The following is a 26,571-nucleotide window of genomic DNA, read 5'->3' as shown; positions in this document are numbered from 1 at the left end:
CCGGGTGGCCCGGTCCGCTCAGCCGGCGACGTTCGGGTCGCCGGTGGTCAGCCGCAGCGTGAAGCCGTCCGGCCCGGGCTGCATCGCCACGTGGTCACAGGACTGGTGGGTGATCCACAGCCCCAGCCCACCGGAGGTGGCGCCCGGCGTCGGCAGCAGGCCGGCGTACGGGTCCGACGGCCCCGTGCCGGCGTCGCTGACGGTCACCACCGCACGTCCGTCGCCGGCCCAGAGCCGGAACCGCACCGGCGGCAGGCCGTGCCGCAGCGCGTTGGTCACCGCCTCGCTGACCGCCACCGACAGGTCGTCCACCTCGTCAGCGGACAGGTGCGCGGTGGCGACGGCGTACACCGCCGCCCGGGCGACGGCCGGCGTCGGATCGTCCAGCTCGATCAGCGGCGCGCCGCGCTGCAACGGATCGGGCGGCACCTCCCGGCGTTGGCGCAGGTAGGTCGCCGGCTCGGTGTAGGTCTCGTTGGGCAGGTGCCGACCGTCGGCCGTGGCGGTACGCGGGTGGGTGCGGGCGACGTCGGCGAGGATCTCCGGCGGCGTGGTCCGGGTGTCGTACGGGCACATGCTCCACAGCGGGAACTCGTCGAACGCGTGGTTTATGGCCGACTCGTAGCGCGCCCACCAGTCCCAGGAGCGGCCGAACGCCACCGGTGGCAGCTCGCCGACGATCCGGATCTGCGCCGCCCCCGCGGCGACCTCGTCGGCCAGCAGCCGGCGGTACGCCCGCAGCGCGACGGCGGGGCGCGCGTAGACGCCCCCGCCGTCGAGGAACGTCACCCCAAATCCGGCGGGCAGCGCCGAGCGGACCAGGGCGGTGTTGCGATCGCCCAACGACACCAGGGACGGCTCACCGGCCGCGACCCCGTCGCGCAGGAAGGGCAGGACGGCGGCGAGCAGCGCCTCGTCACAGTCGTAGAGCAGGGCCTCGTGGTAGTAGCCGCGGTGTCCGGCGGCGGCGCCCGTCCTCATCCGGCCGCCTCCACCCGCACCCGGGTCAGCCCGAGCAGCGCGACAAGTCGGGACGCGGGCCCCAGGTCGGTGCGCAGCACCACCTCGCCGTGTCGGCGCGCGGCGTGCCGGTGCAGGTGCACCAGGCTGCGGTAGTCGACGAAGCGCAGGTCGGCGGCGTCGATCAGCAGGTCGCCGGGGGTGCCGGAGTCGGTGCGCCGCAGGGCGGTGGCGAACACGTCCTGGTTCGAGGAGTCCAACTCGCCGTCGAGGACCAGGCCGCCGTCACCGGCGTACAGGTGGAACAGGCTGGCCCCCGGGTCGGACGTCGGGTGCAGGCAGGCCAGTTCCTCGATGACCGGCCCGCCGAGGCGGCTGCGGTCGTAGCCGCAGACGGCCGACATCTGCCGGGTGCGCATGAACCGGTCCACGAGGTGCTCGTAGCGGGCGAACGCCTCCCGCCGCTGCGGGTCGCTCACCAGGGAGGTGGCGTCGGCAGCGATCCGCCAGCCGGCGTACCCGTCGGCGAGCGCCGCCTCGATCGTCGTGGTGTAGGAGGCCAGTTGGGCGTCGTGGGCTAGGATGCCGTCGCCGTACATGTGCTCCGCGGAGGCGATCTCCGCCGCACCGCTGTGCAGCGCCTCGCGCAGCCGGGGTGTGCTGCTCCACCGCTCCACGACCAGCGGCACCGGTTCGGGGCTGACGTAGCAGACGCGGTCACCGGCGGCCAGGCCGGCGAGCAGGAACTCGCGGGCCCGCGCCTCGAAGATGGCCGGATCGTCGTAGCTCCAGCAGGCGTGACCGGGACGCCCGGAAGCCGTCGCTCCGCTGGTCACGCCGACAGCCTCATGCCCGCAGTGTATGCCCGCCCCGCAGGTCACCAGCGACCCGGCCGGTCGGTCGATCGACCGTGCGCCCCGGGACGACCCGTCGCCGGGTCGTGGGCGTCCGCTATCGGCGGCCGGGCGTTCCGTCGTTGGCGCGGGCGACGGCCGGTGGGCCGGCGGGCTGTGCGGGTGGGGTGGCGGGCTGTGCGGGTGGGGTGGCGGGCCGGCGCATGGTGCGCCACGGCCCGCCCAGCAGCGGGACCAGTGACACCAGGAGGTAGCCGGCGCTGACGCAGAGCAGGGTGGTGGTGGTGCCGAACCGGTCGGCGGCCAGGCCGGCGAGGAGCGCGCCCACCGGCATGGCCGCCCAGGCCCCGGCGCCGACGACGCCGTACACCCGGGCGCGCATGTGCCCCGGGATCCGCTCCAGCTTCACCGCGCCGATCAGCGGGTTGATCGCGCCGGCGGCGAATCCGGCGACGGCGAAGACGGCGACCACCACCGGCAGCGGGGGAGCGGCGGCGAGGGCCCAGAAGGGTGCGGGGCCGGCGATCGCGAACGCGGTGACGAAGGTGGCCCGGCGAGGCAGCCGGTGCCCGACGGCGCTGAACAGCAGCGAGCCGGCCAGGGCGCCGCCGCCCATCGCGCCGACGAGCAGGCCGAACGCGGTCGCCCCGCCGAGGTCCCGCTCGGCGACCAGCGGCAGCAGCACGTTGCTCTTGGTGGCGTCGAAGAAGTTGGTGACCAGCACCAGCAGCACCACGGCGCGCAGCAGCGGCTCATGGAGCAGGAACCGCAGCCCGACGTCGAAGTCGCGCCAGTAGCCGGCGGAGGGCTCCGTGGCGGTGCCGGCGGGCCGCATGTCGCGGGGCACCAGCGTGGCGACCAGCACGGCGGAGATTGCGAAGGTCACCGCGTCCAGCGCCAGCACCGGCAGCGCCCCGAGGGTGGCGACGAGCAGGCCGGCCAGGGGCGCGCCGAGCAGTCGGGAGCCCCGCTCGGTCGCCTCGTACCAGCCGACCGCCCGCTCGATCGGCACCCCCGCCGCCGCGGCGGCCTCCGGCAGCAGCGCGTTGCGCGCGGTCTGGCCGGGGGTGTCGAGCAGGCCGCTGAGGAAGACCAGGCCGAGCAGCGCCCAGAACGGCAGGCCGACCGTGGCGTCGAGCAGGGGAACGGCGGCGATGGTCAGGCAGGAGACCAGGTCGGCCAGGACGCTGGCCCGTCGGTAGCCGATCCGGTCGACGAGCACCCCGCCGAGGGCTCCGCCGAGCACCACGGGGGCGATGGCGAACGCGGCGGTCAGGCCGGTGGCGGTCGCCGAGCCGGTCTCGGCCAGCACGTACAGCGGCAGCGCGATGTAGGTGAGCATGTTGCCGGTGAGCGAGACGGTGTGTCCGGCCAGCAGGCCGGCCAGTGGCGTCCACCGGCGTGGCGCGGCGCTCACTGCGGCCCCCGGTACGCCTGCCAGATCAGCGTGACGGTGCGCGCGTCGGGCCGGTCGGGGTTGCTGCGGGCGCGCCAGCGGGCGCCCAGCTCCATCAGTTCGGCACGCAGTTCACGCAGCTCGTCGGGGGTGAGGTGCATGAACTGGTCGCTGCTGGTGGTGCCGCGCACCCATTCCGGTTCGAAGGTCGCCTCGGCCTCCAGGTACGCCTGGTAGCGGTCCACGTAGCGCTGGAGGGTGGCGCGGCGCAGCAGGTCGGAGGCGAGCTTGCGCTCCGGGTCGGCCAGCATCTCGACCGGTTCCCAGTTGGTGCGCGTGTGCGCGGCCCGCCACCAGCGTTCGCGGCGGTTGCGCGCGTGTTCGGGGGCCTCCCGGACGAAGCCGTGCTCGGCGAGCTTGCCCAGGTGGTAGCTGACCGAGCCGACCGCCTCGTCGACGATCTCGCTGAGCATGCCGACGCTCTGCGGCCCGCGTACGCGCAGCTCGCCGAGGAGCCGCAGCCGGGTGGGGTGGGCGAGGGCGCGCATCGCCCGGGGGTCGCTGAGGTGCAGGGTCGACTCGTCCTCGGTCATGGAACGAGACTAGAGGTACAAGACACGATGTACAAGAAGTCTTGTCAAAGCCTTCCCGGGTCGGGGACTCGCGGGATCAGGCGGGGCGGCGGCCCTTGAGCCGGCGGCCCAGCTCACGGGCGATCTCCCGGTTGGCGTCGCGCTCGGCGAGCGCCTGCCGCTTGTCGTACGACTTCCTGCCCCGGGCCAGGGCCAGCTCGACCTTGGCCCAGCCGTTGCTGAAGTACATCGACAGCGGCACCAGCGTCACGCCGCCGTCACGCAACTTCTCCAGGATCCGGGCGATCTCCACCCGGTGCAGCAGCAGCTTGCGGGTGCGCCGGGGCTGGTGGTTGGTCCAGGTGCCGAAGCCGTACTCGGCGATGTGCAGGCCGTAGAGCATGATCTCGCCGTCGCGCTCCTGGGCGAACGCGTCGACCAGCGACACCCGCCCCTCGCGCAGCGACTTCACCTCGGTGCCGGCCAGCACGATCCCGGCCTCGTAGGTCTTCAGCACGGTGTAGTCGTGCCGGGCCTTCTTGTTGGAGGCGATGAGTGTGCGCCCGGTCTCCCTGGCCACGACGACCTCCCCCGGTGAGCTGCGGACCGGGAGCAGGATACCCGCCGGCGCCGCCCGGGAAGGCGACGCCGGCGGGCGCCGGACGGGTCAGACCCGGCACTGCCAGGAGTACGCGTCGCGGAAGCTTGCGAAGCGCTCCACGGTGGCGTACCCGAAGGTGGTCTCGCGGCACGCGGCCAGCACGTCGACGTCGGAGTACGACGGGCCCCCGCGGCTGTAGGTCACGCACCGCCAGTCGTAGACGGTGCTGCCGAGCAGCGCCGCGTCGGAGCGGCCGGTGGCCTGGCACCAGCGACGGAAGTCGGGGGTGACGACGTCGGCCCGCACCCGCCAGCAGCGCACCGACGTCGGGTCGTAGAAGTTGCCGATCCGGTCCACCGCGCCGTCGGTGGCGTACGTCCACCGGCAGGCGGCGTCGAACGCCAGGTCGGTACGGCGTCCGTCGGCGGTGCGGCAGTGCCAGTCGTACGCGGTGCCGCCGGTCAGCACCGCGTCGGACGCCCCCTGGGAGCGGCAGTACGCGGACAGGTCGAGCCCGCCCAGCTCCGTCGGCGGCAGGGGTGACGCTCCCGCCGGGGTGGCGACGGTCGACGCGGTGAGCAGGGCGAGGACGACGGTGGCGAGGACGCGCAGGACACGGTGGATCGGGCGCATGGTGCTCCTTCCGGTTGCCGGGTCGTACGGATCGGGGTGCCGGCCGGCGGGCGGGCCGGGCCGGCGTCCGGGACCCGCCGGGCCGGTGGTGCGGCGGCGGGGACGGACGGGGGCGGGACGGCGGAGGCGGGTCAGCGGTCGCACGGCCACACGCCCCGGAAGCCGACGGTCCGGTCGCGCACGGTCTGCACGGTGCCGGCGCCGGCCACGGTGAGGCGACGGTTGTCGATGTCGAAGCAGCCGGCGTCGCTGTCGGTGTACGCCTGCTCGACGTGCTCCCAGTCGCCGAGCGTGTACTTGTACTCCAGCTCGGTGCCGGCGGGCACGGTCAGCACCAGCCGGTACGGCCCGGTGGGCGGGTCGACCCGCCGCATCCGCAGCCCGGCGGGATCCCAGTCGGGCAGGCCGGCGCCGAGCCGGCTGAGCGTGCCGGCGAGGTGCACGCCGCGCTCGTCGATCAGCGGCTCGCCCGGTCGCGCCCCGGCCGAGAGGACCAGCCGGGTGGTGTCGCCGGGGTGGCCGGTGGCGGCGCGCAGCGCGAGGTCGACGTCGAGCACGCCGCTGCCGCAGCCGCACTCCTGCGGGTACGCGGTCGGCCGGGCGGTGCCGCGCAGCAGCGCGGTGAGCTCGGCGGGGGTCAGGTCGGGGCGACGGTCGAGCAGCAGCGCCGCCGCGGCGGCGACGTGCGGCGCGGCCATGCTGGTGCCGGTGTACTCGGCCCAGCCGTCGCCCTCGGCGACGGTGCGCCCGGTGTTCACCGTGGAGAGCACCCCACGGCTCCGGTCGCCGCCGGGCGCGGTGATCTCCACGGCGGCGCCGTGGTTGGAGTAGGGGGCCGGTTCGCCGGTGATCGTGCTGGCCGCGACGGTGACCACGCCGGCGCAGCCGGCCGGGGAGTAGTGCGCCGCGTCGGCCCCGGAGTTGCCGGCCGAGACCACCACGGTCACGCCCCGGGCGACCGCCTGGTCGACGGCGGCCTGGGTGGCCGGGTCGCAGCTCACCGACGCGCCGAGGCTGAGGTTGAGCACCCGGGCCGGGGTGGGGTTGGCCGGCACCCCGGGCACCGCGCCGCCGGAGGCCCAGACGATCGCGTCGACCATGTCGGCGGTGGTGCCGCCGCAGCGGCCGAGCACCCGCACCGGCTGGATCCGGGCCCCCGGGGCGAGTCCGGCCACCCCGGCGCCGTCGCCACGGCGCGCGGCGATCGTGCCGGCCACGTGGGTGCCGTGCCAGCTGCTCGGCTGGAAGGTGTCGCCGCAGTCGCCGGGCTCCTCCCAGTCGCCCTGGTCGGTGGCGTCCGGGTCACGGCCGTCACCGTCGCGGGCGTCGGCCGGGTCGCTGACGAAGTCGTAGCCGGGCACCAGGTTGGCGGCCAGGTCCTGGTGCGCGGTGACGCCGGTGTCCAGGACCGCGACGGTGATCCCGGAGCCGTCGGCGCCGGTGGCCCAGGCCGGTTCGGCATAGACGCCGCCGAGGGGGTCGTGCAGGTCCCACTGGTCGCTCCAGCGGGTGTCGTTTGGGGCCTCGGTGACGGCGGGACGTACCCGGGCCTCGGGGCGGGCCCAGGCCACGTCGGCGCGCTGGCGCAGCCGGTCGAGCACGGCGCGGGTGGTGCCGGCCGGCAGCGGCCGGTCGGCGCGTACCAGCAGGTCGCCGGTGGCCAGGATGCGGGTGACGGTCAGGCGGGCCCCGGTGTCGCGGCCGACCGCGGCGAGGTCGTCGGTGAGCCGGGCGGGGTCGGCCGCGCGGGCGGTCCGGGCGTCGGACGGGGCGTGGGCGCCGACCAGGAACGAGGTGACGGCGCCGCCGGCCGGCGGCGGCGCGGCGGGCCGCGCCGCGGCGGGCGCCGTGGGCAGCAGGACGGTGGCGGTCGCGAGCGCCACCGCCAGGTGCATCGGGGTACGGAGGGACACGTCTCTTCCTTTGCGCTCGGGCGCGGGCCCACGCACCGCGGGCCCGGCACCACGCTAGGAGGCTCTGCAAGATGTTGGAAGACCAATGAAATATCAGTCACGAGAAGAAAGAGTTTCCATAATCTTGCGAAAGTGAACGACCGTCCACACGGTGGGATCCACTGTGTCCCGACCTCCCGGCGGTAGGGTCGGCGACCGTGACCGCAACGGACTTCCTCACCACCACCCGCGCCTCGTACGACACGATGGCGACCGACTACACCGACTTCGTCGCCGGCGAACTGGCGGTCCGGCCGCTGGAGCGCGCCCTGCTCGCCGCCTTCGCCGAGACCGTGCGCGCCGGCGGCGGCGGACCGGTGCTGGAGGTGGGCTGCGGCAACGGCCGGATCACCCGGCACCTGGGCGACCTCGGCCTCGACATCGGCGGGGTCGACCTGTCGCCCGGCATGATCGCCGAGGCCCGCCGGCTCCACCCCGACCTGCGCTTCACCGTGGGCTCGATGCTGGACCTCGACCAGCCCGACGGCAGCCTCGCCGGGCTGGTCGCCTGGTACTCGGTCATCCACCTGCCCGACGACCGGCTGCCCGAGGCGCTCGCCGGGTTCCACCGGGTCCTCGCCCCCGGCGGGCAGGCGCTGCTCGCCTTCCAGGTCGGCGACGAGCCGGTGCACCGCACCGACGCCTGGGGCCACGAGGTCGACCTCGTCTTCCACCGCCGCCGCCCCGAGCGGGTCGCCGCCCTGCTGGAGGCCGCCGGGCTGCAGGTGCGGGTCCGGGCGTGCCGGGAGCCCGAGCAGTGGCAGGGACGCCCGGAGCCGACCCCGCAGGCGTTCCTGATGGCCCGCCGGCCCGGGTGACGACCGGGCGTGACCGGACCGCCACGGCGGCTCGTATCCTTTGCGCGGATCCCAGAGGGGACCGGAACCACCGGGATGAGGAGGTTGGTGTGAGCAGCCGGACCGAGACGTTGGAGTTCCAGGCCGAGACGCGTCAGTTGCTGCAGTTGATGGTGCACTCCATCTACTCGCACAAGGACGTCTTCCTGCGCGAACTCGTCTCCAACGCCTCCGACGCGCTGGACAAGCTGCGGCTGGAGTCGCTGGTCGACAAGGACCTCGACGTCGACACCTCGGACCTGCACGTCGAGATCTCCACGGACCCCGAGGCGCGGACGCTGACCGTGCGCGACAACGGCATCGGGATGTCCCGCGAGGACGTCGTCTCGCTGATCGGCACCATCGCCCGCTCCGGCACCGCCGAGCTGCTGCGCAAGCTCAAGGAGTCCAAGGAGGCCGCCAGCCAGGAGCTGATCGGCCAGTTCGGCGTCGGCTTCTACTCCACCTTCATGGTCGCCGACCGGGTCAGCCTGGTCACCCGTCGCGCCGGGCAGACCGAGGGCACCCGCTGGGAGTCCACCGGCGAGGGCACGTACGTGGTGGAGACCGTCGACGACGCGCCGCAGGGCACCACCGTCACCGTGCACCTCAAGCCGGTCGACAGTGAGGACAACCTGCACGACTACACCGACCACGCCAGGATCCGCGAGATCGTCAAGAAGTACTCCGACTTCATCGCCTGGCCCATCCGGCTGGTCACTCCCGAGGCCGAGCCGGCCACGCTCAACTCGATGAAGGCGCTCTGGGCCCGCCCGCGCGACGAGGTCGCCGAGGAGGAGTACCGCGACTTCTACCGGCACGTCAGCCACGACTGGGCCGACCCGCTGGAGACCATCCACATGCGCGGCGAGGGCGTCTTCGAGTACGAGGCGCTGCTCTTCATCCCCTCGCACGCGCCGTTCGACCTCTACATGGCCGACGGCCGCCGGGGCGTCCAGCTCTACGTCAAGCGGGTCTTCGTGATGGACGACTGCGCCGCGCTGATGCCCAGCTACCTGCGCTTCGTCAAGGGCGTGGTGGACGCGCACGACCTGTCGCTCAACATCTCCCGGGAGATCCTGCAGCAGGACCGGCAGATCCAGGTGGTCCGTCGCCGGCTGGTGCGCAAGGTGCTCGCCACGGTCAAGGAGATGCGCACCGCGCACGCCGAGGGCTACCGCAGCTTCTGGTCCGAGTTCGGCCGGGTGGTCAAGGAGGGTCTGCTGGAGGACCCGGACAACACCGCGGCGATCCTCGACGTCGTCTCCGTCGAGTCCACCCACGACGCCGCCGAGCTCACCAGCCTGCACGACTACGTCGCGCGGATGAAGGAGGGCCAGGGCGAGATCTACTACGCCACCGGCGAGAGCCGGGCGACGCTGGAGAACTCGCCGCACATGGAGGCGTTCCGGGCCAAGGGCTACGAGGTGCTGCTGCTCACCGACCCGGTCGACGAGGTCTGGGTCGAGCGGGTCGGCGAGTTCGACGGCAAGCCGCTGCGCTCGATCGCCAAGGGTCAGGTCGACCTCGACTCCGAGCAGGAGCGCGAGGAGGCCGGCACCGAACGGGAACGCCAGGCCAAGGAGTACGCCGACCTGCTCACCTTCCTCGGCGGCGCGCTCGCCGACACGGTGAAGGAGGTCCGCCTCTCCTCCCGGCTGACCACCTCGCCGGCCTGCATCGTCGGCGACGCGCACGACATCACCCCGACGCTGGAGAAGATGTACCGGGCGATGGGGCAGGAGGTGCCGGCGGTCAAGCGCATCCTGGAACTCAACCCGACCCACCCGCTGGTCACCGGGCTGCGCGCCGCGTACGAGCGCGACGCCGCCGACCCGGCGCTGACCGAGACCGCCGAACTGCTCCACGGCATGGCGCTGCTCGCCGAGGGCGGCGACCTCGCCGATCCGGCCCGGTTCGCGCGGGTGCTGGCCGACCGGCTGGCCCGTACCCTCTGAACCGGACGTGGCCCGGGGCCGGACCTCGCGTCCGCCCCCGGGCCGTCCGCGTCCGGCCGATGCCGCGTCTGGCGCCGGGCGGGCACAATGCGCTCATGCGGACGGTACGGGGCAACGTCGGGATCGTCGGCGCGGTGGTGCTGGCGGCGCTGCTCACGGGCTGCGTGGCCGGCGACCACGAGGCGGACGCCCGGCGCCAGGCGCAGGAGCAGGCCCGGGCCCGGCTGACCGAGGTGACCGCTGCGATCGCACGGGACCGTCCCTGGGAGGCCGACGAGTTCGGCCGGCTGGTCACCGGGCGTGAGGGTGTCGACCTGATGAGCCTCGACGGCACCACCCGGCAGGACGGCGACGGGGTGTCGCTGGTGGTCCGGGTCCGTGGCGAGGCGCTCGTCCTGGACTGGAACGGGTCCGAGTCCGCGCGCGCCGAGGTGACGCTCTGTCACCGGCTCGGGTACCGGCCGGACGACCGGGTCGATCCGGTGACCGAGGTGGACTGCCCGCCCACCGCGCCGATCACCCCGCGTCCCGCGCCGAGCCTGCCGTCGGGCACCGACGAGCGGCTGCGCCGCTCGCTGCCGACCGGCCCGGCGGCCACCGAGCGGTCCGTCGGGGCGGCCGTCGACCGGCTGCGCCTCGATCCCCGGGTACGGCGGGACGTGGCGACCGTCGACGGCGCCGTGGGCCTGGCGCTGCGCGAGGGCCGACGCGGCTCGTGCCTGCTGGCCAGAGTGGTCGGTGACCGGGTCGAGGTGTGGCGACCGCCCACTGTCCTCATGCAGCCGGGAGAACTCACCTGCGACGGGCGGACCGCGGCCCTCGGGCTGGGGCAGCGGGATCCGAGTTGACCGGGCATTGTGCACGGCTGCACGAGGTCCGCAACCGGGGGCCGCGAGCCCTCGCCTGACCGGGTGAAGAACCTCTCAAGAAGTGGGCAAATCCCCGAAACGGTTCCTAACGTCGTTCTCGTCCGCGATCGCGGGCAACCGGGGTCGGTAACGCCTAATCCATGCCGCCGGCCACGGACCTTGTCACCTGGGCATGGAGCGGGGGACCCACACGTTCCTCGGTGCACGTCACCTCGGGGTGAAGCCGCCACGGCGGCCGGGCTCCTCGGCCCGAACCCGACAGCTCACCTCGTCGGCGTGGAGGATCACACATGGCAACTGCATACGTCGCCCGTCACCGACGGGTCAGCTCGCGCCGCGTCGCCGTCGGCACGCTCGCCGTCGGCGCGGTCACCGGGGTCGCCGCCGTGCTGGCGCCGGCCTCCCCGGCCAGCGCCGCCAGCGTCAACTGGGACGCGATCGCCCAGTGCGAGTCCGGTGGCAACTGGAGCATCAACACCGGCAACGGCTACTACGGTGGCCTCCAGTTCTCCCAGAGCACCTGGGCCGGCTACGGCGGCAAGAAGTACGCCTCCCGGGCGGACCTGGCCAGTCGCGGCGAGCAGATCGCGATCGCCGAGAAGGTGCTCGACGGCCAGGGCATCGGCGCCTGGCCGACCTGTGGCAAGAAGGGCGGCTCGACGAAGAGCTACGCCACCAAGTCGGAGAAGTCGCAGAAGTCGCAGAAGTCGGAGCGGCGCTCCGAGCCGCGCCGGACGGCCAAGGCCACCACCGAGCGGTCGACGCGTACCGAGCAGCGCGGCCAGCAGCGCAGCGCCCCGGCGGCCGGCGGCGACACCTACGTGGTGCGCACCGGCGACACCCTGTCGCAGATCGCCGAGGCGAAGAACCTGGCCGGCGGCTGGCAGGCGCTGTACGAGCGCAACCGGCGCGTCGTCGGCGCCGACCCGGGTCTGATCTTCCCGGGCCAGAAGCTCAGCCTCTGACGCACCACCCCGCACCACCGACGCCCGGCCGGTCCCGCACCGGCCGGGCGTCGCCGTCCGCCGGCGCGTGCCGCGTCGACGGGCACGCCTCACCCGGGCAGGCCGCCGAGCAGGACCGGACGAGGGGAACGATGGGCCAACTCCTCGGCGACGCTGCCGAGCAGCCGCTCACCGAGCCCGTGCCCGGCCCGGCCGACGACGAGCAGGTCGACGTCGCGGGCGTCGGCGACCGCCAGCAGCGCGTCCACCGGATGACCGGCGACGATCTCCGTGCTCGGCGCGGGCAGCCCGGCCGGCAGCGCCGCGACCCGCTCGTCGAGCATGCGCCGGGCCCGTCGGTCCTCCTCGGCGGCCTCGACGTCGATCAGGTCCGGGCTGGTCACGGCGACGAGGACCAGATCGCCGGCCGTGCCGCCGAGCGCCCGCACGGCGGTGCGCAGGGCCCGGTCGGAGTCCGCCGAGCCGTCCAGCCCCACCAGCACCCGCAGCCCGTCGCCCCGGGCCGAGGGCGGGCGGGAGCGCACGTCCACCCGCCGGGTGCCGGCCCGGCCGCGCTCCAGGGCGATGGGCACGAAGATCGGGCCGAGCAGTCCACCGACCAGGTACCACAGCAGGTTGCGGTGCCCGCCCCGGGTGACGAACACCGCCGCGGTGACCAGGCCGATCGCCAACCAGGCCAGCACCGCGAGGACGACCCACCACGCCTGATCCATCGCCACCCCCGCTCGGTCCGCCGTCACGGGCGACTACCCGGCCCGGCGACGGGTAAGCCGCCCGTCCGGCGGGGAGGAGGTCGCGTGGCAGGGGAATTCGTCAACTGGTCCGGCAGCCTCGCCTTCACCCCGGCCGAGTACGCCGAGCCCGCCGACGAGGACGCGGTCCGCCGTCTGGTGGCGCGCGCCCGGGAGTCCGGGACGAAGATCCGCCCGGTCGGCTCCGGTCATTCGTCGAGCCCGCTGGTGCGTACCGACGGGATCCTGGTCAGCCTGGACCGCCTCGCCGGCGTCCTGCACGACGACGGTGACCTCGCCACGGTCGGCGCCGGCACGAAGCTCAAGGAGCTGGGGGAAGGGCTCTACGAGGCCGGCCTGGCCATGGACAACCTCGGCGACGTGGACTACCAGTCGATCGCCGGGGCGACCGCCACCGGCACCCACGGCACCGGCCTGGGCTTCGGCAACCTGTGCACCCAGGTCGCCGGCGTACGACTGGTCACCGGCGCCGGCGACGTGCTGGAGGTGTCGGCGACGAGCAACCCGGACCTGCTGCCGGCGGTGCGGTTGTCCCTGGGCGCCCTGGGCGTGGTCACCCAGCTCACCCTCGACGTGCAGCCCTGCTTCGACCTGCGCCGTCGGGCCTGGTGCGCGCCCGTCGACTGGACGCTGGACCACCTGGCCGAGTTGCAGCACACCAACCGCAACATGGACTTCTACTGGTACCCGCGCAGCGACCTGACCCAGATCCGCACGATGAACCGGGAGGACGGGCCGGGGCGGGGGCGACCGTGGGCCGCGCCCCGGGTCCCGGAGTCCGCGCCGTGGGCCGCGCCCCGGGAGGTACGGGTGGGACCCACCCACCGCACCATCCCCCGGCACCGGGAGCTGCGCTTCGAGGAGATCGAGTACATGCTGCCGTCGGAAGCGTTCCCGGCCTGCTTCGCCGAGGTCCGCCGCCGGGTGAAGGACCGCCACCGCCGGGTCGCGGCGTGGCGGGTGCTGGTGCGCAGCATCGCGCCGGACGACATCTGGCTCAGCAACGCCTACGGTCGGCCGACCACCACCATCGCCTGCCTGCAGAACACCACCCTGCCGTACGAGGAGTACTTCCGGGACATGGAGGCGGTCTTCCGGCAGTACGGCGGACGGCCGCACTGGGGCAAGAAGCACTGGCTGACCGCGCGCGAGCTGCGCCCGCTCTACCCGCGCTGGGACGACTTCCAGCAGGTACGGCGGCGGCTCGACCCGGACGGGGTCCTGCTCACCCCCGACCTGGCACGGCTGCTGGAGGAGGCGTGATGGCGGACGTCGGCGCGCTGGTCTGGGTCGTCCCCGGCGGACACATCCCCTTCCCCGGGCACGGCCCGGAGCCGCAGTTCACCGGATTCGACGAGCTCTGCGTCCTCAACGGCACCGACAGCGAGGCCGAACTGGAACTGGACGTGTACTACGAGGACGTCGACCCGGTCGGGCCGTACCGGATCCTCGTCGGGGGCCGGCGGATCCGGCACGTCCGCGTCAACGACCTGATCGATCCGGAGGCGATCCGCCTCGACCGGCCGTACGGGCTGGTGCTGCGCTCTCCGGTGCCGGTGGTGGTGCAGTTCCTGCGCCAGGACACCCGCCTGCCGGGGGTGGTCGCGTTGACCGGCACCATGGCGTACCCGGTGTGAGGTCCGTCGGGCCGGGTACCCGCGCCCATGCGGTTCACGGAGAGGACGGCGGACGCTACGGGACCGCTGCGTGACCGGCTCTCGGGCATCGGCCGGGACAGCTACCGGCGGTTGCAGACGTACCTGATCGTCGCCGTCCAGGCCGGTCTGGCCGCCGCCCTGGCGTGGGTGCTGGCCGGGCGGGTGCTCGGCAACCCCGAGCCGACCTTCGCCCCGGCCGCCGCGGTCGGCGTGATCGCCGCCGCCCTGGGCAACCGGACCCGGCGCACCGTGGAGCTGATCGTCGGCGTGGTCCTCGGCATCGCGGTCGGGGACCTGCTCATCGCCGTGTTCGGGACCGGTCCGTGGCAGACCGGTGTGATCGTCTTCCTCGCCATCACCGGCGCGGTGCTGGTACGCGGCGGCGGAGCGCTGATGACCCAGGCCGGCGGTACGGCCGTGCTGATCGCCACGCTCACCCCCACCGCCCCCGACCTGGAGCTGCCCCGGACGGTCAACGCGCTGGTCGGGGGAGCGGTCGGACTGTTCGTGGTGCTGGTCCTCGCACCGCTCAACCCGCTGCGCACCGTACGCCGGGTCGCCGACCCCGCGCTGGACCTCTTCGCCCGGGAGATGAGCGCCTCGGCACGGGCCCTCGCCACCGGCGACGCCCGCGACGCCGAGCGGGTGCTGGACCGGATGCGGGCCGCCGAGCCGGAGCTGAGCCGGCTCGGCGAGGTGGTCGGCGCGGCGGACGAGGTGGTGCGCTTCTCCCCGGTGCGCTGGCGCCGCCGCAGGGCGCTGGCCGCGTACCGCCGGGGGGTCGAACACATGGACCGGGCGTTCCGCAACAGCCGGGCGCTGGTACGGCGGATCGGCACCACCCTGCGCGACGGCGAGCCGGTGCCCGCCGGGCTGCCCGCCGCGGTCGAGCACTTCGGGGAGGCGGTCCGCCTGCTGCACCGCGAGTTCCTCGCCGCCCGGGAGCCGGTACGGGCCCGGGACCGGGTGCTCGCCGCCGTGCGGGAAGCCGGTGCGGCGTGCCGGCAGGACATGGGCTTCTCCGGCACGATCGTCGTGTCGCAGCTGCGTACGGCCGCCAACGACCTGCTGCGGGCCACCGGCGTGCCGCGCGACGAGGCCCGGCGGATGGTCCGTCGCGCCGCCGCGGGGCAGTGAGGCGGTGGGCGGGCGTGCCTCCGACGGGCCGTTTCCCGCCGGGGTGGATAGGGTTGGCCCAGGTGTGCCGGGAAGTCTGGTCGGCGATGGATGACGCGTTCCCTGCCGACGAGGAGTTTTCGTGACCGACGCCACTCGGCGCCGCCCCAGCCTGTTCGCTCGCCGGTCCTGGGGGGAGACCAGCCGCATCTCCGCCATCCTGCGCAGGGAGACGGTGGGCGGCGCGCTCCTGCTCGTCGGGGCGCTGCTGGCCCTCGTCTGGTCGAACTCGCCCTGGTCGGAGGGGTACCAGTCGCTGCGGGACTTCACCATCGGTCCGGCGTCCCTGCACCTCGACCTGAGCCTGGCCACCTGGGCCGCCGACGGCCTGCTGGCGATCTTCTTCTTCGTCGCCGGACTGGAGCTCAAGCGCGAGTTCGTCGCCGGTGACCTGCGTGATCCCCGTCGCGCGGCGGTGCCGGTGGCCGCCGCCGCCGGTGGGGTGGTCGTGCCCGCGCTCATCTACACCGCGATCGCCGCGGGCGCCGGGGGCGGCGCGGCGAAGGGATGGGCGATCCCCACCGCCACCGACATCGCCTTCGCCCTGGCCGTGCTCGCCGTCGTCGGCCGGTTCCTGCCGTCGGCGCTGCGTACGTTCCTGCTCACCCTGGCCGTGGTCGACGACCTGCTGGCCATCGTGATCATCGCGGTCTTCTACACCACCGACCTGTCGGTCCTGCCGCTGCTGGGCGCGCTGGTCCCGCTGGTGATCTTCGGCCTGCTGGTGCAGCGACGGGTCCGGTCCTGGTGGCTGCTGCTCCCGCTGGCGGCGGCGACCTGGGTGCTGGTGCACGAGTCCGGCGTGCACGCCACCGTGGCGGGCGTCCTGCTGGCCTTCACCGTGCCGGTGATCCGCAGCGAGGGCGCCGGTGGCCCGGACGCGGGCCCGGGACTGGCCGAGCACTTCGAGCACCGGTTCCGGCCGGTCTCCGCCGGCATCGCGGTGCCGATCTTCGCGTTCCTCTCCGCCGGGGTGACCGTCGGTGGCCTGGCCGGCCTGGTCACCGCACTGACCGACCGGGTCGCCCTGGGCATCGTCGTCGGCCTGGTGCTCGGCAAGCCGATCGGCATCCTGGCCGCCACCTGGCTGGTCTCCCGGTTCTCCCGGGCCGACCTGGACGAGGGCCTGAACTGGCTCGACGTGCTCGGCCTGTCGCTGCTCGGCGGGATCGGCTTCACCGTGTCCCTGCTCATCGGCGAGCTGGCCTTCGGGCTGGGCAGCGAGCGGGACGACCAGGTGAAGGTCGCGGTGCTCACCGGCTCGCTGCTCTCCGCGCTGCTCGCCACGGTGATCCTGCGCTCCCGCAGCCGGTTCTACCGCCGGGTGCACGAGATCGAGCAGATCGACCGCGACCGCGACGGCGTCCCGGACGTCTTCGAGACGCCCACGGACGGGACCGCCGGGCGGTGAGCGGCCGGCGCAGCCGGCTCAGTCGCTGGTGGCGAACCGCTCCACGCTGTCGATCGGGCCGACGACGAGGATGAGGTCGCCGTGGGCGAGGACGGTGTCCGGGGTGGCGTGGGTGAACTCCGGCTTCCGTCCGGCAAGGGTCGCCTGCGGCTTCACCGCGACGACGGTCACGCCCCAGCGGCTGCGTACCCGTGACTCCCGCAGCGGCTTGCCGACCACCTCCCGGGGCGGGGTCGTCTTGATCACCGCGAAGTCGGCGTCGACCTCGACGTAGTCGAGGATCCGTCCGGAGAGCAGGTGGGCGACCCGCTCGCCCATGTCGTGCTCCGGCGCGACGACCCTGGTGGCGCCGACCCGGGTCAGGATGTGGCGGTGCTGGTCACTGATCGCCTTGGCCCAGATGTCGGGGATGCCCAGCTCCGACAGCAGGCTGGTGGTGAGGATGCTGGCCTGGATGTCGGTGCCGATGGCCACGACAGCCCGGTGGAACTCGGCGACGCCCAGCTGCCGCAGCGCCTCGATGTCGGTGGAGTCGGCGGTGATCACGTGCGGCAGGCTCCCGGACAGCGCCTGGACCACCTTGGGCCGGCTGTCGATGCCGAGCACCTCGGTGCCCCGGTTGGTCAGCTCCAGGGCCAGGGCGCTGCCGAAGCGGCCCAGGCCGATGACGACCACGGGATCGTTCGGTGTGTCAGCCAACGATCGTCCTCTCCTCGGGTAGTTCGTAGCGGCGGGTCCGGTCGCGCAGCGCCAGCGCCGACGCGAGGGTGAGCGGACCGATCCGGCCGGCGAACATCAGCACGGCCAGCAGCAGGTCCGCCTGCGGTGGCAGGCTGGCGGTGATCCCGGTCGACAGGCCGACCGTGGCGAACGCGGAGACGACCTCGAACAGGATCGGCTCCAGGCCGTACGAGGTCATCGCGACCAGCGCGAAGGTGGCCGTCGCCACGGCCCCGGCGCTGAGCAGCGCCACCGCCAGCGCCTGCCGCTGGTTGCTGGGCGGGATCCGCCGCCGGCCCACGTTGACGTGGGTCTCCCCGCGCATCTCCGACCAGAGCACGAACGCCAGCAGCCCGAAGGTGGTCACCTTGATGCCCCCGGCGGTGCCGGCGCTGCCCCCGCCGATGAACATCAGCACGTCGCTGGCGAGCAGGCTCTCCGGTCGCATCGCCCCGATGTCGACGCTGTTGAACCCGGCGGTACGGGTCATCGTCGAGGCGAAGAATCCGGCGAGGAACTTCTCCGGCGCGCTCAGCGGGCCGAATGTCCGGGGATTGGTGTACTCGGCCAGCGTGAACACCAGGGTGCCGAGGACCAGCAGGGTGGCGGTGAGTGTGACGGTGAGGCGGGTCATCACCGACCACAGCGCCGGTCGGCGCCAGGTGCGCAGGAGTTCGAAGACCACCGGGAACCCGAGCCCGCCCAGGATCACCGCGCTGGTGACGGTCAGGTTGATCCACGGGTCGGTGACGTAGCGGACCAGGCTGTCGGCGTTGGTGGAGAAGCCGGCGTTGTTGAACGCGGAGATCGCGTGGAACACGCCGTCGTAGACCGCCGCGCCGAGCGGCTCGTCGTAGGCGGTGGCGAACCGCAGGGTGAGCACCAGCGCCACGACCGTCTCGCTGATCAGGCTGAACAGGACGATCCGCCGGACCACGCCCCGCACGTCGGTCAGGTCGAGGCTCTTGGTCTCGGCCTGGGCGAGGAACCGCGCGCGCAGGCCGAGCCGACGGGAGAGCAGCACGGTGAACAGCGTCGCCAACGTCATGATGCCCAGGCCGCCGACCTGGATGAGCAGCAGGATGACCACCTGCCCGAAGTCCGACCAGTAGCTGCCGGTGTCGACGGTCACCAGCCCGGTGACGCAGACGGCGGAGGTGGCGGTGAACAGCGCGTCGACCAGGGGCGCCCGCTGTCCGGACTGGGTGGCCGCCGGCAGTGACAGCAGGGCCGTGCCGGTCGCGACGGCGGTGCCGAACCCGGTGCTGATCACCTGGGCCGGGTGCCGGAACCGGTTGCCGTCGCGCTTCCACGCGGGCAGGCGCTTCAGTTTCGGCACGCCGCCCCTGCCGGCCGACCCTGGGCCGGCTGTCCCTCCGGCGTACCGCGCCGGGCCGTCATCGCCACACGGCGGATCATCGCACGTCCGTGCCGGCGGGGGTCGTCAGGCCGGGACGCCGGGCTCGTGGTGAGGCCGACGCCCTCTCCGTTGCGGCCGGGGCTTATGATCACCGGGATCCGTGGAGCGCCGGGAAGCCTGGTCGGCACCGTGACCCGTCGTGCCTCCCGGAGGTTGTCGTGCTGCTGCTGTCCTTCGCCGTCGTCCTGCTGGCGGCGGTGCTCGTCTCCGCCCTGGCCCACCGGACGATCCTCTCCACCGCGGCGTTGTTCCTGGTGGCCGGCTTCGTGCTCGGTGAGGACACCGGTGGGGTGCTGCACCTGCGGGCGGACTCGCCGATCGTGGCGCAGCTCGCCGAGCTGGCGCTCTTCGCCGTGCTGTTCACCGACGGGATGCGCGTCGGCTGGGCCGACCTGCGCTCCGCGTGGCGGTTGCCCGGACGCGCGCTGGGCTGGGGCCTGCCGCTGACCCTGCTGGTCACCGCCGTGCTGGCGCGCTACGTCGCCGGACTGGACTGGCCGGAGGCGCTGCTGGTCGGGGCGATCCTCGCCCCGACCGACCCGGTCTTCGCCGCCGCCCTGGTCGGCAACGACAAGGTGCCGGCCAGGCTGCGGCACCTGCTGAACGTCGAGTCGGGCGTCAACGACGGGTTGGCCCTGCCGTTCGTGGTCGTGCTCCTGGCCGTGGCCGCCGGCTCGGACGACCTGCACCTGGGGGAGTTGGCGACCGAGCTGGTCGTCGGACTGCTCATCGGCGTGCTGGTGCCGCTGCTGGCGATCGCGCTGGAACGGACCCGCTGGTTCGCCGCGTCGGCGGCGTACGCCCCGCTCAACGGGGTGGCCATCGGGCTGTTGGTGCTGGCCCTGGGCAAGGCGACGCACGGCAACCTGTTCCTGGCCGCGTTCGCCGCCGGCATCACCGTGGCCACCTTCGGACCGCGGGAGCGAACCGCGTTCGAGCACTTCGGCGAGAACGTGGCCGAGCTGCTGAAGCTGGCCGCGCTGCTGGTCTTCGGGGCGTTGATCTCGGTGGAGTTCCTCGGGGAGATCTCCTGGGCGGGATGGATCTTCGCCGTCCTGGCGATCGTGGTGGCCCGCCCGGTCGCGCTGTGGATCTCCTTCCTCCGCTCCGGGCTGAGCCTGCGGGAGCAGGCCGCCGCCATGTGGTTCGGACCGAAGGGATTCGCCTCGGTCGTGTACGGCCTGCTGGTGCTGGAGTCCGGCATCGCGGCCGCGGACGAGGTGTTCCACCTGGTGGCGTTGACCATCGTGATCTCGATCCTGGCGCACTCGTCGACCGACGTGGTGGTGGCCCGGGCGTTCGACGACACCCGCGACACCCCGCACTGGCACGGGGTGCTGCACCGGCTCCGCTCGCGGCGTGCGGCGAACGGGCCGGCGGGGCGTGCCGACCGGACGGCGGGCGTCGCCCCCACCGGCGGTGCGCCGGCCGGTGACGCCACGCCTGCCGGTCCCGCGTCGGCCGGTGACGCCGCTCCCGCCGACGGTGCGCCGGCCGGTGACGCCGCACCGCACGGGCGGCCCGGCACGACGTAGCGTCCCTGCTGCCGGGCGGGCCGGCGCGCTCCGGCCCGACGTGCGCGAGTGCCACCGCACCCGCTGACCGGGCGGGCCGGCGCCGCCCGGCTCCGGCCCGCCCGGAGGCGGGTCGCAGCAGGCGCACGGTGCGGTGCACCGAGCAGACCCACGTCCCGCCCGCCGGCTGCCGGGGAGGCTCAGGTGGCCAGGTCGCGGCGGTCGAAGGTCACCACCGCCACGGCCAGCAGGACCAGCGCGGTTGCCGTCATTGTGGCGAGGCCGTCCCACTGGAAGCCGTTCCGCAGCGGCTCCCCGCCGATGTAGTGGTGGAAGGGTGAGAGGTGACGCAGCGCGCCCGCGCCGAGCTGCCCGGCCAGCGCCTGGGTGACGTAGGCGAGGACCACCGCGGCCGCGCCGCCGCCGAGCGCCGCGCCACGGCTGCCGGTGGCCGCGCCGACGGCCAGGGTGAGGGTGCCGAAGACGACGACGAGCAGCGCGAGGGCCAGGCACTGGGCGGCGAACTCGGCGACGCCGACGTCGTCGAGGCCGGCGCCGGGGCGTACGGCCAGCATGGCCACCCAGACGGCGGCGGCGATCAGCGCGGCGCCGGTGACCAGCGCCGCGAATCGGTCGAGCACCACCCTGGTCCGGGACACCGGGTGGGCCAGCAGCAGGTCGAGGTGCCCGCTCTCCTCCTCGCCGGCGATCGCCCGGGCGCCGGTGCCGACGCCCCAGATCACGGCGACCAGTGGGACGATGATGCCGAACACGCTGGAGCCCAGGTAGCCGGCGGCGGAGCCGAGGTCCTCCATCCGCAGCGCCTCGCGCATGGCGGGGGAGAAGCCCTGCACCGCCTGGCCCATCGCACCGTCGGCGACCTGGGGGTAGAAGCCGGCGTACATGGCGCCGACCAGCGCCGTCCCGGCGGCGAATCCGGCGAGCGCCCGGCGGCCCTCCCAGAGGGTACGGGTCATGACCTCAGGCACGGCTGGCCTCCACGGTGTCGTCGGTGCGGTAGTGGGCGAGGAAGAGGTGTTCCAGGTCGGGTTCGGTCACCCGCAGCCGGGCCAGGCGGTGCCCGGCGAGCAGGCGGATCAGCGTGTCCGGGCTGCCGGACAGGCGCAGGCGGGCGGTCCGGCCGTCGACCACCAGGTCCGAGACCTCCGGCAGGGCGGCGAGCCCGGCCTGGTCGGCGGGGCCGACGAAGGTGATCTCGACGTCGTGGGCGGCCCGGCCGCGCAGTCGGGCGACGGTGTCCAGGGCGACCAGCCTGCCCTCGCGGATCATGCCGACCCGGTCGGCCACCGCCTCCACCTCGGTCAGCACGTGCGACGACATGAAGACCGTCTGGCCGGCGAGCTTCGCCTCGCGGATCAGGTCGAGGAAGGTCTGCTGCACCAGCGGGTCCAGGCCGGAGGTGGGTTCGTCGAGGATCAGCAGGTCCGGTCGGTGCATGAGGGCCTGCACCAGGCCGACCTTCTGCCGGTTGCCCTTGGACAGCGCGCCGACGCGGGCGCCCAGGTCGAGGTCCAGCCGGGCGGCCAGCGCGTCGATGCGGGCCCGGGGCACCCCGCCGCGCAGCGCGGCGAGGTGGGCGAGGCACTGCTCGACCCGCTGCCGGGGCGCGACGGTGAAGTCACCGGGCAGGTAGCCGATCCGTCGGCGCAGCCGGGCCTCGGCCCGCCGGCTGTCCGTGCCGAACAGCAGGGCGCGCCCGTCGGTGGGACGGATCAGGTCCAGCAGCAGGCGGATGGTGGTCGACTTGCCCGCGCCGTTGGGCCCCAGGTACCCGAAGACCTCGCCCTCGGCCACCGTCAGGTCCAGGCCGGCCAGGCCGCGGCGGCGGCCGTACGTCTTGGTCAGTTTCTCGAGTCGGATGACCTCACTCATGCCTTCGACATTATCGAATCTTCAGAGATTTCTGAAGATGTTAAGGTCCGAGCCGGAGCCGAGAGAAGGGTGACGGCATGACGGCGACGAGCGATCCGGCGGAACGGCTCGCCCTGGTCCTCACCGAGGGGGGCCTGCAACGGATGACCGCGCGGGTGCTCGCGGCCCTGCTCTTCACCGAGCAGGAGACGATGACGGCCGGCGAGATCGCCGACGCGCTCACCATCAGCTCGGGCAGCGTCTCCACGGCGCTGAGGTCCCTGACCGGCATCGGGCTGATCGAACGGGTCCCCGCGCCGGGCAGCCGCCGCGAGCACTTCCGCATCCGCGAGGGCGCCTGGGCCACGCTGATGTCCAACCAGAACGCCGTCGTCACCGTCATGCGCGACGCCGCCGAGCAGGGCATCGCGGCGACCGGGCCGGACTCGCCCGCCGGTCGTCGTCTCGCCGAGATGCGGGACTTCTACGACTACCTCTGGCGGGAAATGCCGGCCCTCATCGACCGGTGGCGCGCCGACCGGGCCGGCGCCCGGTGACGTCGCGGCTCAGGCCAGGTCGACGCTGACGTCCGGGGCGGCGGCCAGGGTGTTGCCCACCGTGCAGTGCGAGGCCACGGCCAGCAGCGCGGCCCGCCGGTCGGCGGGCAGTCCCGGCGGGACGTGCACGGTCAACCGGATCGCGGCCACCCGGGCCGGCCGGTCGGCGGCCATCTCGTAGTCGGCGCCGACCCGCAGGCCGTCGCGGTCGAGCCCGTGCCGGGTCAGGTAGCGCCCGGCGTAGAAGGCCACGCAGGTGGCGAGCGACCCGACGAACAGCTCCACCGGGGTGGGGGCGGTGTCGTCGCCGCCGTCGGTCACCGGCTGGTCCACCCGGACGCGGTGCCCGCGCGCCGTGAACTCGTACGCCTCGCCGTCGAGGAACCGGGCGTCGATCCGGCGGGTGCCCACCTCGGCCTGCTGTCGCATGTCGTCCTCCTGCTCGTCCGTCGCCACCAGTCAACACCCCTGGGGGTATCAGCGGCAGGCGTCGGTCGACCCGTCCCGGCGGGACCTTCGGCCCGGCCGCCGGTCAGGCCGGGTAGGCGCGGGTCTCGCTGGCCTTGACCGCCGCCCACACCTGCTGCCCCGGGACCAGTCGCAACTGGGCGACGGCGGCCGGGGTCACGTCGGCGGCCGCGTCGAGCGCCCCGGTCAACTGCACCCGCAGGTTGTCGCCGTGCCGCTGCACCCCGGCGACGGTGGCCGGCCAGGTGTTGCGGGGACTGCCCTCGGGGCGGCGCGGGTGCAGCGCCACGGCGGCCGGCGGGAACACCACGAACGTGTCTCCGTCGACCCGGTCGGTGCTGGCCAGGGTGAAGCCGTCGGCGAGGCGCACCCGGTCGCCGTCGGCCCGGCCACGGTAGAGGTTGAGCCCGACCAGCCGGGCGACGTAGTCGGTGCGCGGCCGGGCGGTCACCGCCGCCGCGTCCCCCTCCTGCACCACTCGGCCCTCCTCGATGATCACCAGCCGGTCGGCCAGGGCGAGCGCGTCCAGCGGATCGTGGGTGACCAGCAGCGCCGCGCCGTCGTGGTCGGCCAGGTGCCGGTGCAACTCGGCCCGGGTCTCCAGCCGGGTGCGGGCGTCCAGCGCCGCGAGCGGCTCGTCGAGCAGCAGCACCCGAGGCCGTACGGCGAGCGCGCGGGCCAGGGCGACCCGCTGCGCCTGGCCGCCGGAGAGTTCCCGGGGCCGGCGTCGGGCGTACCCGCCGAGGCCGACGCGCTCCAGCCAGCCGGCGGCCCGCTCCCGTGCCGCGCGTCGGTCCAGCCCTTGCCGGCGGGGCCCGAACGCGACGTTGTCCAGCGCGCTGAGGTGCGGGAAGAGCAGGTAGTCCTGGAACACCACGCCGAGGCGGCGGCGCTCCGGCGGCACCCACCGGTCGCGTGCGGGCCGGTCCAGGTCGACGCCGTCGACGGTGACGTGCCCGGCGGTGAGCGGTTGCAGCCCGGCGAGGGCGCGCAGCGCGGTGGTCTTGCCGGCCCCGTTCGGGCCGAGCAGCGCCACCACCTCGCCGGCGGCGACCCGCAGCGGCACGTCGAGGCGGAAGTCGCCACGCTCCACGACCAGGTGGGCGTCGAGTGGCGCGGTCACGGGCTGCCGATCCAGCGGTCGCGCAGCCCGGCGAGGATCGCCACCGAGACGGTGAGCAGGACGAGGCTGAGCACGATCGCCGCCTCCAGATCGGTCTCCAACGCCAGGTAGACCGCGAGCGGCATGGTCTGGGTGCGGCCGGGATAGTTGCCGGCGAAGGTGATGGTGGCGCCGAACTCACCGAGCGCGCGGGCCCAGCAGAGCACCGTGCCGGCGGCCACGCCGGGGGCGATCAGCGGCAGCGTCACCTGGGTGAAGGTGGTCCAGCGGCCGGCGCCGAGGGTGGCGGCGGCCTCCTCGTAGCGGCTGTCGGCGCCGCGCAGCGCCCCTTCCACGGCGATGACGAGGAACGGCATCGCGACGAACGCCTCGGCGAGCACCACGCCGGTGGTGGTGAAGGGCAGGGTCACCCCGAAGGTGCTGTCCAGCCACTGCCCGAGCAGGCCCCGACGGCCGAAGACCAGCAGCAGCGCCACCCCGCCGACCACCGGCGGCAGCACCAGCGGCACGGTCACCAGCGCCCGTACGACCCGCCGGCCGGGAAACCGGGCCCGGGCCAGCAGCCAGGCCAGGGGTACGCCGAGCGCCAGGCAGAGCAGGGTGGCCAGGGTGGCCGACTGCACCGACAACCGCAGCGCGGTGAGCACGCCCGGGGCGGCCAGCCGCTGCGGCAGGCTGTCCCACGGGGTCCGGACCAGCAGCCCGACGAGCGGCAGCACCAGGAAGAGCAACCCGAGGGCGGCCGGGACGACCAGCGCCACCGGCATCCGCCGGACGGGCCGCCGCCGGCGGGGCGGGGCGTCCACCGGGACGCTCACGCGGACCCCGGCGGTGCGAAGCCGGCGGCGGCGAGCACGGCCCGGCCCCGCGCGCCGCGGACCAGCTCGACGAACGCGCGGGCGGCGACCGGGTTCGGCGCGTCGGTGAGCACGACGATCGGATAGTCGTTGACCGCCACGGCCGACTCGGGGAACTCGACGCCGTCGACCTCGGCGGCAGCGGCCCGTGCGTCGGTGCGGTAGACCAGCGCCGCGTCGACCTCGCCGAGCGTCACCTTGGCCAGCGCGCCCCGGACGTCCTGCTCCAGGGTGACCGGGGTGAGTCGCACGGTCGCGGTGTCGAGCGCGCTGCGGGCGGCGGCCCCGCACGGCACCTGCGCGGCGCAGAGCGCCACCGTGACGCCGGGCCGGACGAGGTCGGCCAGGCCGGTGATCCGGTCGGGATTGCCCTTCGGCACGGCGATGACCAGCTGGTTGCGGGCGAAGACGGTGGGAGCGCCGTCGGCGGCTCCGGCCTCCGTGACCGTGGCCATGTTCTTCGGGGCGGCCGAGGCGAACACGTCCGCCGGCGCGCCCTGGACGATCTGGGTGGCCAGCGCAGAGCTGCCGGCGAAGTTGAAGGTGACCCGCACACCGGGGTGGGCGGCCTCGAACTCCCGACCCAGCGTGGTGAACGACTCGGTGAGCGAGGCCGCGGCGAAGACGGTGAGCGTGCCGGTGCCGTCGGCCGGCCGGTCGTCGGCGCCGCAGCCGGCGGTGGTGGCGAGCAGGCTCGCCGTGACGAGGGCGGCGAGGGCCGGACGGATCCTCACGCGCCGCCCCTCGCCCGGGCGCCGGTGCCGGCCCGCTCCACCACCACGGTGGTCGACTTGATCACGGCGACGGCGACCGACCCGACGGTCAGGCCCAGCTCGTCGACCGCCTCCCGGCTCATCAGCGACACCACCCGGAACGGCCCGGCCTGGATGTCGACCTGCGCCATCACGGTGTCCTTGACGACGGCGGTGACGATCCCGCGCAGTCGGTTGCGCGCCGAGGAGAACTCGGCCCCGCCGTCGGGTCCGGCGCCCTGGGCGCGGACGAAACCGGCCAGGTCGACGCCGTCGACCAGCCGGTGGCCGTGCTCGTCGCGGCTGGCGGCCAGCCGCCCGGCGTCGATCCAGCGCCGCACCGTGTCGGTGCTGACGCCGAGCAGTTCGGCGGCCTCGCTGATCCGGAACACGGTCACCCGGTCACCCTAGTCGGCCGCGAACGCGTGGCGACAGGCGGTGTTGCCCTCGCGTACCGGAGGGTCATGGCGCGGATCGGGCCGCAGATGCGCTCCCGGTCCGGTCGTCGTCCGGGCCGGTGGGCGGGGTGCGCGGGCGCGGCCGGGCGGGCGCGGCGGGCCGAAGGCGTGACGGTGGGCGAGTTGAACGCAGAGCGGCCGTGACATCACCGCGTGTGCCATATATTATCGTCGATGGTCGGCGTCGACCGTCGTCCCGGGCCGAGGCCCGCCGACCTCCGACTCACATGGGGGAAC

At 74.1% G+C, this 26,571-nt stretch carries 27 protein-coding genes and 1 riboswitch; of the genes, 10 read left to right on the top strand and 17 right to left on the bottom strand.

The window, feature by feature from the left end:
• Nucleotides 1–18 precede the first annotated feature (18 nt).
• From GA0070614_RS04040 to GA0070614_RS04010, 7 genes are all read right to left on the bottom strand, one after another.
• Nucleotides 19–981 carry an anti-sigma factor RsbA family regulatory protein gene (locus GA0070614_RS04040; protein ID WP_088974700.1) on the bottom strand — a complete coding sequence of 321 codons (963 nt, stop codon included), beginning with the start codon at nt 979–981 and terminating at the stop codon, nt 19–21.
• Nucleotides 978–1,796 (bottom strand): MEDS domain-containing protein, encoded by an 819-nt coding sequence (locus GA0070614_RS30475; protein WP_172892365.1) that lies wholly within the window; start codon nt 1,794–1,796, stop codon nt 978–980. Before GA0070614_RS30475 ends, GA0070614_RS04040 begins: the two co-directional genes overlap by 4 nt.
• Before the next feature lie 115 nt (nt 1,797–1,911).
• Nucleotides 1,912–3,231 (bottom strand): MFS transporter, encoded by a 1,320-nt coding sequence (locus GA0070614_RS04030; protein WP_231933522.1) that lies wholly within the window; start codon nt 3,229–3,231, stop codon nt 1,912–1,914.
• Nucleotides 3,228–3,803, bottom strand: a complete 576-nt coding sequence (locus GA0070614_RS04025; RefSeq protein ID WP_088974698.1) for a winged helix-turn-helix domain-containing protein — start codon at nt 3,801–3,803, stop codon at nt 3,228–3,230. Before GA0070614_RS04025 ends, GA0070614_RS04030 begins: the two co-directional genes overlap by 4 nt.
• Nucleotides 3,804–3,879: 76 nt before the next feature.
• Entirely contained in the window at nt 3,880–4,362 is a 483-nt protein-coding gene (smpB, locus tag GA0070614_RS04020; protein ID WP_088974697.1) for an SsrA-binding protein SmpB, read from the bottom strand.
• Nucleotides 4,363–4,449: 87 nt separating this feature from the next.
• Nucleotides 4,450–5,016: a hypothetical protein gene (locus tag GA0070614_RS04015; RefSeq protein WP_088974696.1), complete on the bottom strand. Its 567-nt coding sequence runs from the start codon at nt 5,014–5,016 to the stop codon at nt 4,450–4,452.
• Nucleotides 5,017–5,147: 131 nt separating this feature from the next.
• Nucleotides 5,148–6,929: a S8 family serine peptidase gene (locus GA0070614_RS04010; RefSeq protein WP_157744935.1), complete on the bottom strand. Its 1,782-nt coding sequence runs from the start codon at nt 6,927–6,929 to the stop codon at nt 5,148–5,150.
• A gap of 197 nt (nt 6,930–7,126) precedes the next feature.
• Here GA0070614_RS04010 and GA0070614_RS04005 point away from each other — a divergent pair, with 197 nt between their 5' ends.
• The 4 genes from GA0070614_RS04005 (at nt 7,127) to GA0070614_RS03990 (ending at nt 11,596) form a co-directional block, all read left to right on the top strand.
• Nucleotides 7,127–7,786 (top strand): class I SAM-dependent DNA methyltransferase, encoded by a 660-nt coding sequence (locus GA0070614_RS04005; RefSeq protein WP_231933521.1) that lies wholly within the window; start codon nt 7,127–7,129, stop codon nt 7,784–7,786.
• A gap of 89 nt (nt 7,787–7,875) precedes the next feature.
• A complete protein-coding gene (gene htpG / locus GA0070614_RS04000; protein ID WP_088974694.1) occupies nt 7,876–9,762 on the top strand; it encodes a molecular chaperone HtpG in 1,887 nt (628 codons plus the stop codon).
• Between the two features lie 95 nt (nt 9,763–9,857).
• Nucleotides 9,858–10,610 carry a hypothetical protein gene (locus GA0070614_RS03995; RefSeq protein ID WP_088974693.1) on the top strand — a complete coding sequence of 251 codons (753 nt, stop codon included), beginning with the start codon at nt 9,858–9,860 and terminating at the stop codon, nt 10,608–10,610.
• Between the two features lie 141 nt (nt 10,611–10,751).
• Nucleotides 10,752–10,923: riboswitch (cyclic di-AMP (ydaO/yuaA leader) on the top strand.
• Entirely contained in the window at nt 10,922–11,596 is a 675-nt protein-coding gene (locus tag GA0070614_RS03990; RefSeq protein WP_088974692.1) for a LysM peptidoglycan-binding domain-containing protein, read from the top strand. It overlaps the preceding riboswitch by 2 nt.
• 89 nt (nt 11,597–11,685) lie before the next feature.
• Here the strand turns inward: GA0070614_RS03990 and GA0070614_RS03985 are convergent, their stop codons facing one another.
• Entirely contained in the window at nt 11,686–12,309 is a 624-nt protein-coding gene (locus tag GA0070614_RS03985) for a universal stress protein (RefSeq protein WP_088974691.1), read from the bottom strand.
• 84 nt (nt 12,310–12,393) lie between these two features.
• On the opposite strand from GA0070614_RS03985, the gene GA0070614_RS03980 reads away from it, so the two are divergent.
• The 4 genes from GA0070614_RS03980 to nhaA all read left to right on the top strand — a co-directional run bounded on the left by GA0070614_RS03980 (nt 12,394) and on the right by nhaA (nt 16,593).
• Nucleotides 12,394–13,611: a D-arabinono-1,4-lactone oxidase gene (locus GA0070614_RS03980; protein WP_088974690.1), complete on the top strand. Its 1,218-nt coding sequence runs from the start codon at nt 12,394–12,396 to the stop codon at nt 13,609–13,611.
• On the top strand, nt 13,611–13,985 hold the full coding sequence (locus GA0070614_RS03975) for a sensory rhodopsin transducer (RefSeq protein WP_172892364.1): 375 nt from the start codon (nt 13,611–13,613) through the stop codon (nt 13,983–13,985). Before GA0070614_RS03980 ends, GA0070614_RS03975 begins: the two co-directional genes overlap by 1 nt.
• A 27-nt stretch (nt 13,986–14,012) precedes the next feature.
• The gene (locus tag GA0070614_RS03970; protein ID WP_088974688.1) at nt 14,013–15,143 is read left to right on the top strand and encodes an FUSC family protein; all 1,131 of its coding nucleotides are present in this window, start codon (nt 14,013–14,015) and stop codon (nt 15,141–15,143) included.
• A 121-nt stretch (nt 15,144–15,264) separates the two neighbouring features.
• Nucleotides 15,265–16,593 (top strand): Na+/H+ antiporter NhaA, encoded by a 1,329-nt coding sequence (gene nhaA / locus GA0070614_RS03965; protein ID WP_088974687.1) that lies wholly within the window; start codon nt 15,265–15,267, stop codon nt 16,591–16,593.
• An 18-nt stretch (nt 16,594–16,611) separates the two neighbouring features.
• Here the strand turns inward: nhaA and GA0070614_RS03960 are convergent, their stop codons facing one another.
• Both GA0070614_RS03960 and GA0070614_RS03955 read right to left on the bottom strand, forming a co-directional pair.
• Nucleotides 16,612–17,292 carry a potassium channel family protein gene (locus GA0070614_RS03960; protein ID WP_088974686.1) on the bottom strand — a complete coding sequence of 227 codons (681 nt, stop codon included), beginning with the start codon at nt 17,290–17,292 and terminating at the stop codon, nt 16,612–16,614.
• On the bottom strand, nt 17,285–18,652 hold the full coding sequence (locus GA0070614_RS03955) for a TrkH family potassium uptake protein (protein WP_231933520.1): 1,368 nt from the start codon (nt 18,650–18,652) through the stop codon (nt 17,285–17,287). The genes GA0070614_RS03960 and GA0070614_RS03955 overlap by 8 nt, the downstream gene beginning before the upstream one ends.
• A 239-nt stretch (nt 18,653–18,891) precedes the next feature.
• Here GA0070614_RS03955 and GA0070614_RS03950 point away from each other — a divergent pair, with 239 nt between their 5' ends.
• A complete protein-coding gene (locus tag GA0070614_RS03950) occupies nt 18,892–20,268 on the top strand; it encodes a cation:proton antiporter (RefSeq protein WP_408630731.1) in 1,377 nt (458 codons plus the stop codon).
• A 179-nt stretch (nt 20,269–20,447) separates the two neighbouring features.
• Here the strand turns inward: GA0070614_RS03950 and GA0070614_RS03945 are convergent, their stop codons facing one another.
• Entirely contained in the window at nt 20,448–21,236 is a 789-nt protein-coding gene (locus GA0070614_RS03945) for an ABC transporter permease subunit (RefSeq protein ID WP_088974685.1), read from the bottom strand.
• On the bottom strand, nt 21,229–22,140 hold the full coding sequence (locus GA0070614_RS03940) for an ABC transporter ATP-binding protein (RefSeq protein WP_088974684.1): 912 nt from the start codon (nt 22,138–22,140) through the stop codon (nt 21,229–21,231). Before GA0070614_RS03940 ends, GA0070614_RS03945 begins: the two co-directional genes overlap by 8 nt.
• A 77-nt stretch (nt 22,141–22,217) precedes the next feature.
• Between GA0070614_RS03940 and GA0070614_RS03935 the strand changes: the two genes are divergently transcribed.
• On the top strand, nt 22,218–22,676 hold the full coding sequence (locus tag GA0070614_RS03935; RefSeq protein WP_088974683.1) for a GbsR/MarR family transcriptional regulator: 459 nt from the start codon (nt 22,218–22,220) through the stop codon (nt 22,674–22,676).
• A 9-nt stretch (nt 22,677–22,685) separates the two neighbouring features.
• Here the strand turns inward: GA0070614_RS03935 and GA0070614_RS03930 are convergent, their stop codons facing one another.
• The 5 genes from GA0070614_RS03930 to GA0070614_RS03910 form a co-directional block, all read right to left on the bottom strand.
• Entirely contained in the window at nt 22,686–23,132 is a 447-nt protein-coding gene (locus tag GA0070614_RS03930; RefSeq protein WP_231933519.1) for an OsmC family protein, read from the bottom strand.
• Nucleotides 23,133–23,208: 76 nt separating this feature from the next.
• Complete coding sequence (locus tag GA0070614_RS03925; RefSeq protein ID WP_088974682.1) at nt 23,209–24,282, bottom strand: ABC transporter ATP-binding protein; 1,074 nt, start codon at nt 24,280–24,282, stop codon at nt 23,209–23,211.
• Complete coding sequence (locus GA0070614_RS03920) at nt 24,264–25,034, bottom strand: ABC transporter permease (protein ID WP_088974681.1); 771 nt, start codon at nt 25,032–25,034, stop codon at nt 24,264–24,266. The genes GA0070614_RS03925 and GA0070614_RS03920 overlap by 19 nt, the downstream gene beginning before the upstream one ends.
• 47 nt (nt 25,035–25,081) lie before the next feature.
• On the bottom strand, nt 25,082–25,858 hold the full coding sequence (modA, locus tag GA0070614_RS03915; protein WP_088974680.1) for a molybdate ABC transporter substrate-binding protein: 777 nt from the start codon (nt 25,856–25,858) through the stop codon (nt 25,082–25,084).
• Entirely contained in the window at nt 25,855–26,274 is a 420-nt protein-coding gene (locus GA0070614_RS03910; protein WP_088974679.1) for a TOBE domain-containing protein, read from the bottom strand. Before GA0070614_RS03910 ends, modA begins: the two co-directional genes overlap by 4 nt.
• Nucleotides 26,275–26,571: the final 297 nt, after the last annotated feature.

The sequence above is a fragment of the Micromonospora coxensis genome (assembly GCF_900090295.1).
GTDB lineage: Bacteria > Actinomycetota > Actinomycetes > Mycobacteriales > Micromonosporaceae > Micromonospora > Micromonospora coxensis.
Note: the sequence above shows the minus strand (reverse complement) of the source record. Positions and strands in the feature narration are given on the sequence as shown.

What these genes read in the sequence shown, in the direction of transcription:
- GA0070614_RS03940 (WP_088974684.1), bottom strand. Translation starts at nt 22,140, where the DNA reads ATGAGTGAGGTCATCCGACTCGAGAAACTGACCAAGACGTACGGCCGC.
- GA0070614_RS04015 (WP_088974696.1), bottom strand. Translation starts at nt 5,016, where the DNA reads ATGCGCCCGATCCACCGTGTCCTGCGCGTCCTCGCCACCGTCGTCCTC.
- GA0070614_RS04040 (WP_088974700.1), bottom strand. Translation starts at nt 981, where the DNA reads ATGAGGACGGGCGCCGCCGCCGGACACCGCGGCTACTACCACGAGGCC.
- GA0070614_RS03990 (WP_088974692.1), top strand. Translation starts at nt 10,922, where the DNA reads ATGGCAACTGCATACGTCGCCCGTCACCGACGGGTCAGCTCGCGCCGC.
- GA0070614_RS03995 (WP_088974693.1), top strand. Translation starts at nt 9,858, where the DNA reads ATGCGGACGGTACGGGGCAACGTCGGGATCGTCGGCGCGGTGGTGCTG.
- GA0070614_RS03920 (WP_088974681.1), bottom strand. Translation starts at nt 25,034, where the DNA reads ATGCCGGTGGCGCTGGTCGTCCCGGCCGCCCTCGGGTTGCTCTTCCTG.
- GA0070614_RS03970 (WP_088974688.1), top strand. Translation starts at nt 14,013, where the DNA reads ATGCGGTTCACGGAGAGGACGGCGGACGCTACGGGACCGCTGCGTGAC.
- GA0070614_RS03975 (WP_172892364.1), top strand. Translation starts at nt 13,611, where the DNA reads ATGGCGGACGTCGGCGCGCTGGTCTGGGTCGTCCCCGGCGGACACATC.
- GA0070614_RS03985 (WP_088974691.1), bottom strand. Translation starts at nt 12,309, where the DNA reads ATGGATCAGGCGTGGTGGGTCGTCCTCGCGGTGCTGGCCTGGTTGGCG.
- GA0070614_RS04025 (WP_088974698.1), bottom strand. Translation starts at nt 3,803, where the DNA reads ATGACCGAGGACGAGTCGACCCTGCACCTCAGCGACCCCCGGGCGATG.
- GA0070614_RS03935 (WP_088974683.1), top strand. Translation starts at nt 22,218, where the DNA reads ATGACGGCGACGAGCGATCCGGCGGAACGGCTCGCCCTGGTCCTCACC.